Raw genomic sequence first — 9,038 nt, 5'->3', positions numbered from 1 at the left:
AATCCTGGAAACGGAAATCCCGGTTCCGGCAATCCGGGTGGAGATGATCCTGGCAGGGGTAAGCCCGGCGACGACCGTCCTGGAAACGGCAACCCGGGCAACGGCAACCCTGGCTCGGGCAACCCAGGCAATGGAAATCCCGGCCATGGCCATCCCGGTGAAGATGATCCCGGCAAGGGTGGTCCTCGGCCTCCGAAGCGGTGACCATGCGCGCCGCTGCTGATGAACTCGGTCGACGTCGACTTTCTGTCGTCGTTTGGTCGGTGCTGATCCTGGCGTTCGCGGGCGTTGGAATGCTCGCGCACGCCTTCCGGCCTCTAGATGACGTCATCGCCTCTGCGCGGTTCTCGCTTCTGAAGCGGCCTGCCAGCCAGAGCCTGACAATCGTCGAGATCGATTCCCGAAGCCTGGTCGCCGCAGAAGCCTGGCCATGGGACCGGCGACGATATGCCCAGGCGATCGACAATCTGATTGCGGCCGGCGCGACCCTGGTCGCCGTCGATGTCGATTTCAGCGCGCCGTCGAACCCCGCGTCCGATCAGGCGCTGGCGGCGGCCGTATCGCGCCATCCCTTTCAGGTGGCGTTGGCGACCTTTGAGCAGATGGAGTCGTATGGCGCCGGCGAAACACGCAGATCGGGCAACCGCCCGATCGGACCGCTTCTGAACGAGTCCTTGCTCGCGTCGGTCAATGTGCCGGTGGATGGCGACGGAAGGGTGCGCCATTACGATTACGGCGCCTCAGATGAAGCGCCGCCATCGGTCGCGGCCCTCCTGGCCGATGCCTCGGTGCGTCAGGGCGCTTTCACCGTCGATTTCGGGATCGAGCAGAAATCGATCCCCCATCTCAGTTTCGAGGACGTCTACAGCGGCCACTTCGACCCCTCGCTCGTGCGCGGCAAGAAGGTCCTGATGGGGGCGACGGCCCTGGAACTTGGCGACGAGTTCGCCACACCCGTCGGGCTGTTGCCCGGCGTCATCATCCACGCCCTCGCCTACGAAAGTATCGCTGACGGACGGGCCTTGGTCAGCCTTAGCCCGCTGGCACTTCTGATCCTCTGCGCCGGGCTCGTCGCGGCGCTGCAGCCTGTCAGAAGCGGGGGCGCCGCTCTATGGCGGTTGGTCGTGCGCCATGTCGCCATCACGGCCTTGATCGTCATCGCTCCAATCGTGCTTCAGGCCTCGCTTCCGGTCAGCATCGACATCACCGCGCTTCTTTTCACGCAGACACTGATGGCGATCTGGGCGACCCGCGTGGAGCTGACGAGGCAAGCCAAGGCGATCGTGCAGGCGCGAGAGGCCGGCCTGCTTCATCTGGCGATGCATCAGCCGGAAACAGGGCTTCCCAACCGCCGAGCCCTGCTGGCGGGCATCGACGATCTCATCGCCACAGCCGAAACCAATGTCGCCGTGTTTGCGATCGGCGTGGATCGCCATGCGGAGATGCGCGGGGTCGTCGGTTATGACGTCGCCAACACCTTGATGGTACAGCTCGCCGACCGCTTGGCCAATTTGGCCGACGTGGACCTGGTGGCGCAAATCGCGTCCTCGGTGCTCGCCTTCTCGCGGGCCGATCTGTCCGTCGATCAGCAACACGCCTTGGCCAGATCGCTTCGCGCCGTGGAAACGACCTTCATCGTCGACGGCCAGCCTCTGGATTTGTTCGTCCGCATCGGCAGCGCCTCGCAGGATACGCATTCGGCGAGCGGCGACGCCCTGATCGAACGGGCGACGACGGCGCTTAACCAGGCCGATCTCTCGGACGACCGTACGGTGCTTTATGACGAGGCGTCCTTTGTCGATCCCGACAACAACCTTGCCCTGATGTCGGAACTTCGCGACGCCCTGCGCAGGAGCGACGTCAGTCTGCACTATCAGCCCAAGCGCAAGACCTCGGATGGCTCAACGGCTTCTGTCGAGGCGCTCTGCCGCTGGCATCATCCGGTGCGGGGTCGGATCGGGCCGGACCTGTTCATTCCGATCGCCGAACAGACGGGACAGATCAGGGTCCTGACCGAATGGAGCATCGTCAAAGCGATCGAGGATCAGGCCGCGCTCAGGGCTCGGGGCGTTCATCTGGCCATCGCTCTGAACGTGTCGGGACGGCTCCTTGTGGACGAGGCCTTCCAAGCGCGTGCGCTCCAGTTGATCGAGGGCTGCGACGCCGATCTGATCTTCGAAATCACGGAAACCGCCGTCATCGAAAACCCGAAAATCGCGGCTCAGGCGATCGCGGCCTATCGAGCGGCGGGGGTGCGGATTTCGATCGACGACTACGGCGCCGGCTTATCTTCGCTCAGCTATCTGAAAATGCTGAACGCCGACGAGTTGAAGATTGACCGCTCCCTGATCCTAGATGTCCGCGACAGCGGGCGCGATCGTCTGATTATCAAATCGACCGTCGATCTCGCCCACGGCCTGGGCATGACCGTGGTGGCTGAGGGCGTCGAGACCAAGGAAGTGTTTGACGCCCTGTCGGCTCTGGGATGTGACACCATCCAGGGCTACTGGGTCTCGCGACCACTGCCTTTTGAAGGTCTGGTGAGTTTTTTGACACCATCCGACAGCACAAAAGTTCTGTCCGACACCCATCTAGGCACCGCTGCATATAGCTTGAGGGGATCATAACATGAGGCTTGGGGCAGCACGCGATTGGCGCTCGTTACAGGATTGATGGTTCTAACGTGCAGAAAATTGGGCATATTTTCCCAGGCTACGAATCTGAGGGTCGGGCGTTCGAATCGCTCCGGGTGCGCCACTTCTTCCAATGACTTGATGATCAGCGCGCGTGTTCATGGACGCATGGTTACAGTCGTTTTGCACCATTCTTTGAAGTCGGCGCTCGGCTCGGATGGTCTAATCAGCATCCAGCACGTCACCGGTTCGCGAACCGCGCCGCCGAAGTTATGTGGCCCGGTCCATCATTGTCTTGACGGAAGACATGGGAGCGTGCGGCGGGACGGTTCTGATAGCCACGCGCATCCAGCGTCAGTTTATGAGTTGAAAACTTAGTCTCAGGGCGCCGGTAATGCCTTTGACGCCCATGCGCATGCAGATGGCGCGCAGGTGGGCGCGCACGGTGTGGATCGACATATCCATCTTTCGGCCGATGTCCTTCGGGGCCTCGCCTTGGGTCAGATGGGAAAGGACCAGGAGTTCGGCCCGGGTCAGACCGAAGATGGCGCGTAGCGGCTCCATAACCTCCACGCCCATGCAGTGGGCCGGGCGCGCCGTGGCGAAGATGCGGTCGATCGCATCGGGCGTCGTCGCCAGATCCAGCAGGCACCAGGCGTCATCGCCGGCGCGAAGCAGAAGGCGGCCGTGCGATTGTCGTCCTTGCAGCAAACGGTTGGCCAAGGCGTCGAACTCGCCACGATTGCGATGGGAGGGGCAGATGAAGGCCCCGCCAGCGCCCAGCACACCCGCTGCAATCATGGCTCTGGCATTGGCGTTGGCGTGGATTACGCAGCCCTGAGGATCCAGAACGAACCGGGCGAGAATGTCGTGTTCGAACCAGGCGGTGCAGTCCGCACGGGGCAGGGGTGTCGGATTTCCGGTTGATCTGATTGGCGCCGGGCGCTGCCCAAATTCTCCTTGCAGGATTGCTGAAACAGCACGGCCGTCTGTTCGCGACGACGCCGCTATCTTTTGCTCATACATTTGCGCCACCCATTTCCGCAGGCTGTCCAAACCCGGATAGGGCTGTCAGCCTCAAGCTTACGATCTGTGTGTGCCGGCTCCTCCAAACAGCCGGCTCATCGCGTTAACTTTGTTACCAGTTTGACGGTCGGGTCGTAATCGCCGCTATGGGCTAACCAGTATGGGGTATCTCTCGTCAGCGGGGCGATATGTCGATAGCGAGCACATCCTGATAGCGACCGGCCATCTGATCCTTGATCTTGCCCAAGGTGAACAGCATCGGCAGCGACATGCCGGCGAGGGTGCGGGGCGGATCGACCTCCTTGGTCCAGGTCGCCTGTAGATCGACCGGCGTCCCGTCCAGCTCGACGGCGTAGGCGACGGCGGACGTGGTCTCCGCGTCGCCCTGACGCTGCATCAGGCCGCGATGTTCGGACATGATCGCGATGACCGACGGTGCGTTGGCGCGGACCTGGATGAAGATGCGCCGCGTCAGGCCGGTAGAGGCGTCACCGAAATCGACCACCTCCACACTGGAACCCGAACCAAAGGCGCCAGCGGCGCCAGCCAGGTTCAGTTGTGCTCGGGGCGTGGAGACCAACTGCATACGGACCGGGATTGGGGCAAGCAAGGCCGTTCCATCGGCGTCCTTGATCAGCAGCTTCAAGTCGGTGGCGTAGGTTCCGGCGTCGGGGACGGCGTCCACGACGATGGCGGCGTCCAGCTGCGCCTGACCTGTCGCCTTGCCGGCGAGCGTGGAACGGAAGACGCCAGGCTCGACGTCGGACGTCTGAAGCCCCGACGCCTCTCGCGGGCGGAACTGTACCCCCACGCCCCCAAGGGCCAGCCCGGACACAATCGCCCCGCCGTCGTCCACGACGGACAGCCGCAGCTCGCAGACCTCGTCTGCCTGGTTCTTCAGACCCAGATCGATGGCGCCGCTCGACGGTCCCGCAGCGAAAGGATTGTAGTTGATGACGACAGTGCTGGGGCTCTGGGCCAGGGCAAGGTCGCAGGCTCTCGCCTTGGAGGCGGTCACGGCCAGAATAGCCGCCAGGACCAGCGAGACGATGACGGTCAGCGTTTCAGACCAGGTTGGAACCCGGATCTTTCGGTCACCTTGCGCCTTGCGCCTACGGCGACGGCGGGGACGTGCGGATTTCGCCGACATCGACTGTTCCTTCCACTTTCTCGGGAATCACGAATTCTCCCACCACGGCGCCTTGGATCACCAGGCGATAGCGACCCGGAGCCAGGCCATCGGCGACGAAACGCCCGGAGCGGTTGGTGAAGAAGGGCTTGCCCTCGGCATCAGCCGGAGCGCCTGCCGCTTGGATGACGCCGCCGGCCAGAGCGACCGGCCCATTGGCGGACATCAGGACGCCTCGCGCGGTGCGCGACGCGTCGCTACCCACCACGAAGCGGTACCCGTTGCCGTAGCCCGGGAAGATGTTGACCACACCACTACCCAGGTCATAGCCCTGCGGCAGCGGATCGGCCTCGATCTCGTAGCGATTGACGCCATAGCCGCGATCCAAGCCGACCAGAGCCGGACCCAGCCATCCGCTGTGCGCGACCGTATTGCCGCTGGAATCCGTCAGCTTGATGCGCGAACGGGAGAGGGTAGGGTGGGGCGTTGCGATGACGAAGCCCTCGCGCGCCGAACGTCCGACGCCAAAGGCGCCGCCGGCGTAACCGATCATCGTCGACATTCGCCACAACGACTCCTGGCGCGTGACCCCGCCGGGCTCGGACGAAACCAGCCGGTTCGATACGAGTTCGGCGTCGAACCGATTATTGATGTAGCGCAGGTCCGCCGTGATCGCTTGGTTGGTTCGATCTTGCGACAGCCGCAAGTCGCCGCTCAAGTCGTTGAGGCGGCCCGAAGATGCGCGTGACACCCCAACCTCACGCAGGTCGTTGTCGGTGTCGTAGCGCGCCGTGGTGCTCCAGCGCCCGCCGAAGCGCGACGTCAGCGTCAGTCCGAAGCGGTCCTCGTCGCGGCCATCTTCGGTGGACCCGCGCTGCCAGGCCAGATTGACCGCGAAACGACGGAAAGTGCGGCCCAGGCCCAGGCTGAAATCGGTGCGATCCTTTTGTTCGCGACCCTTTACGAAGGCGACGCCGCCGCTGATCGAATAGTCACGAAAACGCACAAGCAGCCGCGCGGCGGCGCGCCATTTCTCGTTGTTGAACGCGGACGGATCGAAGGCGCTCTGAAAATAGCGGCTGGTCGCCTGGGCCGACGCCACAAGGCGCGCATCAGCGGTCTTGCCCAAAGTCCTTTCGAGGAGATAGTCGACAGAGGCGACGTAGCCGTTTCTTCCGGTGTCGCCGTTGTGGCTGGCGGCGCTGCTCAGCTGGATCAGACCCAGTTTGGAACCCCACGTCGCTATCGCCCCGGCTTGCCCTTTTCGGTCGGCGATCTGAGCGTTGACGCCGACGGTCAGAACGTCGGACAGGCCCTTGCGAACAAAGCCGCTCGCGGCCAGCGTCGAGCCGTATTTTAGATCTCCGCCTTCTTCTAGCAGTCCGGCCGACACGCCAAAATCCAACACGCCGCGATCCAGCAGCCCGGCGCCGCCGAACAGGTCGAACACAGCGATCTCGCGCCGACCGCTGTCGTCTTCGACGAGCAGGCGAACCGTGTTGGCGCCTTGCGCGAAGGGAAAGTCGCCAATGGAGTAGGGGCCGGCGTCCAGACGGATCCGTTCCGCCACGACGCCGTTGACCTCGACGACGACCAAGGCCGGACGGTCTAGGATGAACTGCCGGCGCCCTGCGGGACGCACGTTCTGGAATGGTCGAATGGTTGAATACGCGCGTGCGGCCGATAGCCCCAAAAACCTTTGCGAGCCCTGAAAACTGTCGATGGGGGGCGCGAACTCGCCGGCGGTCAGACGCACGGCGGATTTGAAGATGTCCTTGGTCAGACGGATTTCGCGGCGTTGCCAGCGGCCTTGTGTGTTGTTCCCGTCGTAATCGACGCCGGTGGTCAGCGTGACGCCGTCAAACCCGCCGAGGTTGGCGAAAAAGTCGATGCCGCCCTGTAGCGGCGAAAAACGAGTGTCTGTGTGGGAGTAGAGTTGGGCTAGGGTGATATTCGCGCCGGCCGAAAAGTCCGCCGGTTGATCGAAGGCGGCAGGGTCGATCACCGGGGTCTGGGAGAAGCCGACATCGCGCCGTGCTCGGCTTTCCGGCGTGGATGTCGCAACGAAGGTCAGAGACAGGGGATCGAAGGTCAGAGAGAAGGTGTCGGTGACAAGGTCCGCCATATTGACCTTCGTCTGTGTCGCGATCCGGCCTGACAGGGTGGTGAAGAGTTCGGACCCGATCTGAGGCTTCAACAGGTCCAGCAGGCCTGTCGCATCCACCAGTCCCTGGCCCTGGGCGTCGACCGAGCCGCTGATGTCGCCAAGATATTTGCCGTCGAGCGTGAGCGGCCCCTGGATCGGCGTAAAGACCGAGGATGGCCTGACCGAAGCAGACTGGTCCTGAATGGGTGGCGAAGCTTCGGTAACTGGGCCTTCGCTTTCGTCTCGATCGATGGCTACGACGGCGGAATAGTCCGGCGGCGCCGTGCGCATGACCTCATCGGTCAGCACGACGGGAGCGGCATGCGCCACGGTAGCCAATCCGCCCCCCATGCAGGCGACGGCCCCGATGCGGCGAAAAGCGGTTCGCGCTCCGGACCGCCCGCCCTTGAGGGACTCGCGGGCCATCGCCGGCCCTCACAGCAGCACGATGGAAGCGGTGAGGTCGCCGGATGCCGATGCGGCGAGGGCCGCCGGTATCTTCACCTGCCGCGTGGCGCCGCCGGCGATCACGCTGACCTGTCCGACATCCACTTCGGCGGCCGGCACCTCATGCGACTGTCCGTCCGCCGTCTTCAGGATAATCCTGGACTCGCGGATATAGGCGAAGCCGGTCCCTGAATTATGGGCGGTCAGGATGACGTCGCCGTTCGGCTCGCGCGACACGGCAGTGACCTGCACTTCGGCGCGCGCTCTGGGCGGGGCCACGAACACATAGGTATTGATCGTGAAGGCGACCTGAATGTCAGCGCCGACGCCGCCGTCGCTGGGCGTTGTCTGCATATTGATCGGCAACTGAGCTGCGCGGACCAGATACATACGGCCCTCTTCGGTAGCGTCGCCTGTGTAGCGGACTTGGATCACCTGCTCGCGATTGGCCGGGATGACGGACTGGACAGGAAACACCGTGATGTCTTTGTCGTCTTCGACCAGAGACCGGGCGCCGTTATCATCGACCTGCATGCGATAGGTCTCGATTTCGACCGTCGCTGGTGTGGCGCTGTCGTTCCTGACGGTCATCCGATAGCTGGACCCATTGCCGGATGGCGTGATCTTCGAGATCATGGGCGACACGTCCATGGCCTTGGCCGGTGCAGTCGCGCCTGCCATCAGGACTGTCGTTAAAGCCGTTGCGGCCATCAGTGTCGCGAATACACGACGTGTCATTGTTGCCCCGTTGTGTTGTCAGACTTCTCACGAAGAAGCAGGGGCCGTCCGAGGGCGGCCCCTGCATTTCGCGACGATCAAGCGGGATCGAGCGAGAAGGTGAAGGTTTCAGTATAGGTTCCGGCCGGAGCCGAGGCGGCGCCTGGACCCGACGGGGAGGCAGCGCAACCCGAAGAGCCGGGGTTGCTCGGATCGCCCTGCGTTCCGCCCACACCGCTGCCGCCGGGGACGTTGTAGCAGAGGTTCAGGAACAGATCGCCGAAGACGCCGTCAGCCAGTTTTTGGCTGTAGCCGCCAGAGTTGGTGACTTGGGCAGGTTCGCCGGGATAGGTGTCGTTGGCCGCAAAGCCCAGGCTGGGGATTTCCGGCACGGACAGATCCCAATCGTAGTTGATCAGCTTGCCTGCCGCCGACTTGAAGTCGCCGTTGGCGGCGCTTGATGTCAGTTTGGCGCCGCTGGCGGCGTTGCACGACATCCGCAATGTGGTGACCTTCTGACGTACGCCGTTGGCGACCGCGACGTTTCCGCCTGCAACATTGGCCAAGCCGATGCCGCAGAAGTTGGTCACGGTGGTCGAGACGGTCACATTGGTCTGTGCGCTCGACACAGCCGGCATCGCCAGCAAGGCCGCAGCGGCAGTCGCCGCTGCAATAATATAGGTCCGCATATTATCCTCCAGCTTTTCAATATTTTCCCGCCCAATGAGACTGGGCGGGCGCCACAATGTCGTGGTGTCATCATCTATTCACCGCTGGAGGCGGCGTCGCATCGTCAAAGACACTATCGATGATTGCTTAGTCGATCTGCGCATCATTATTGGTGGTGCAAGGACACACCTTGAAGCTGCGCCAGCGTGTTGGTGTGAAAGTTCGACGCCACTTGGCGAGCGGTATTGAGCTGGATCGGCTTCGACGGCCG

Annotated in this window: 7 protein-coding genes and 1 tRNA gene; 3 read left to right on the top strand and 5 right to left on the bottom strand. The window is 63.1% G+C overall.

The window, feature by feature from the left end:
* The 3 genes from BLR19_RS12115 to BLR19_RS14885 all read left to right on the top strand — a co-directional run.
* The coding region (locus BLR19_RS12115) for a hypothetical protein (protein WP_218119411.1) at positions 1 to 223 on the top strand (223 nt) is incomplete at its 5' end.
* Positions 207 to 2,627: an EAL domain-containing protein gene (locus tag BLR19_RS12110; protein ID WP_091751361.1), complete on the top strand. Its 2,421-nt coding sequence runs from the start codon at positions 207 to 209 to the stop codon at positions 2,625 to 2,627. The genes BLR19_RS12115 and BLR19_RS12110, both read left to right, overlap by 17 nt.
* Positions 2,628 to 2,685: 58 nt before the next feature.
* Positions 2,686 to 2,757, top strand: a tRNA-Arg gene (locus BLR19_RS14885).
* 230 nt (positions 2,758 to 2,987) lie between these two features.
* On the opposite strand, the gene BLR19_RS14915 is transcribed toward BLR19_RS14885, so the two are convergent.
* From BLR19_RS14915 to BLR19_RS12085, 5 genes are all read right to left on the bottom strand, one after another.
* Positions 2,988 to 3,434, bottom strand: coding sequence for a helix-turn-helix transcriptional regulator (locus BLR19_RS14915; protein ID WP_218119410.1), 447 nt, complete (start codon positions 3,432 to 3,434; stop codon positions 2,988 to 2,990).
* Positions 3,435 to 3,834: 400 nt separating this feature from the next.
* Complete coding sequence (locus BLR19_RS12100) at positions 3,835 to 4,809, bottom strand: hypothetical protein (protein WP_091751358.1); 975 nt, start codon at positions 4,807 to 4,809, stop codon at positions 3,835 to 3,837.
* Entirely contained in the window at positions 4,772 to 7,264 is a 2,493-nt protein-coding gene (locus BLR19_RS12095) for a fimbria/pilus outer membrane usher protein (RefSeq protein ID WP_176758337.1), read from the bottom strand. Before BLR19_RS12095 ends, BLR19_RS12100 begins: the two co-directional genes overlap by 38 nt.
* A 105-nt stretch (positions 7,265 to 7,369) precedes the next feature.
* Entirely contained in the window at positions 7,370 to 8,062 is a 693-nt protein-coding gene (locus tag BLR19_RS12090) for a fimbrial biogenesis chaperone (protein WP_091751352.1), read from the bottom strand.
* Positions 8,063 to 8,196: 134 nt separating this feature from the next.
* Entirely contained in the window at positions 8,197 to 8,787 is a 591-nt protein-coding gene (locus BLR19_RS12085; RefSeq protein ID WP_055807932.1) for a hypothetical protein, read from the bottom strand.
* Positions 8,788 to 9,038 lie beyond the last annotated feature (251 nt).

It is taken from the genome of Brevundimonas sp. 374, from assembly GCF_900102995.1.
GTDB classification, from domain to species: Bacteria; Pseudomonadota; Alphaproteobacteria; order Caulobacterales; family Caulobacteraceae; genus Brevundimonas; species Brevundimonas vesicularis_C.
Note: the sequence above shows the minus strand (reverse complement) of the source record. Positions and strands in the feature narration are given on the sequence as shown.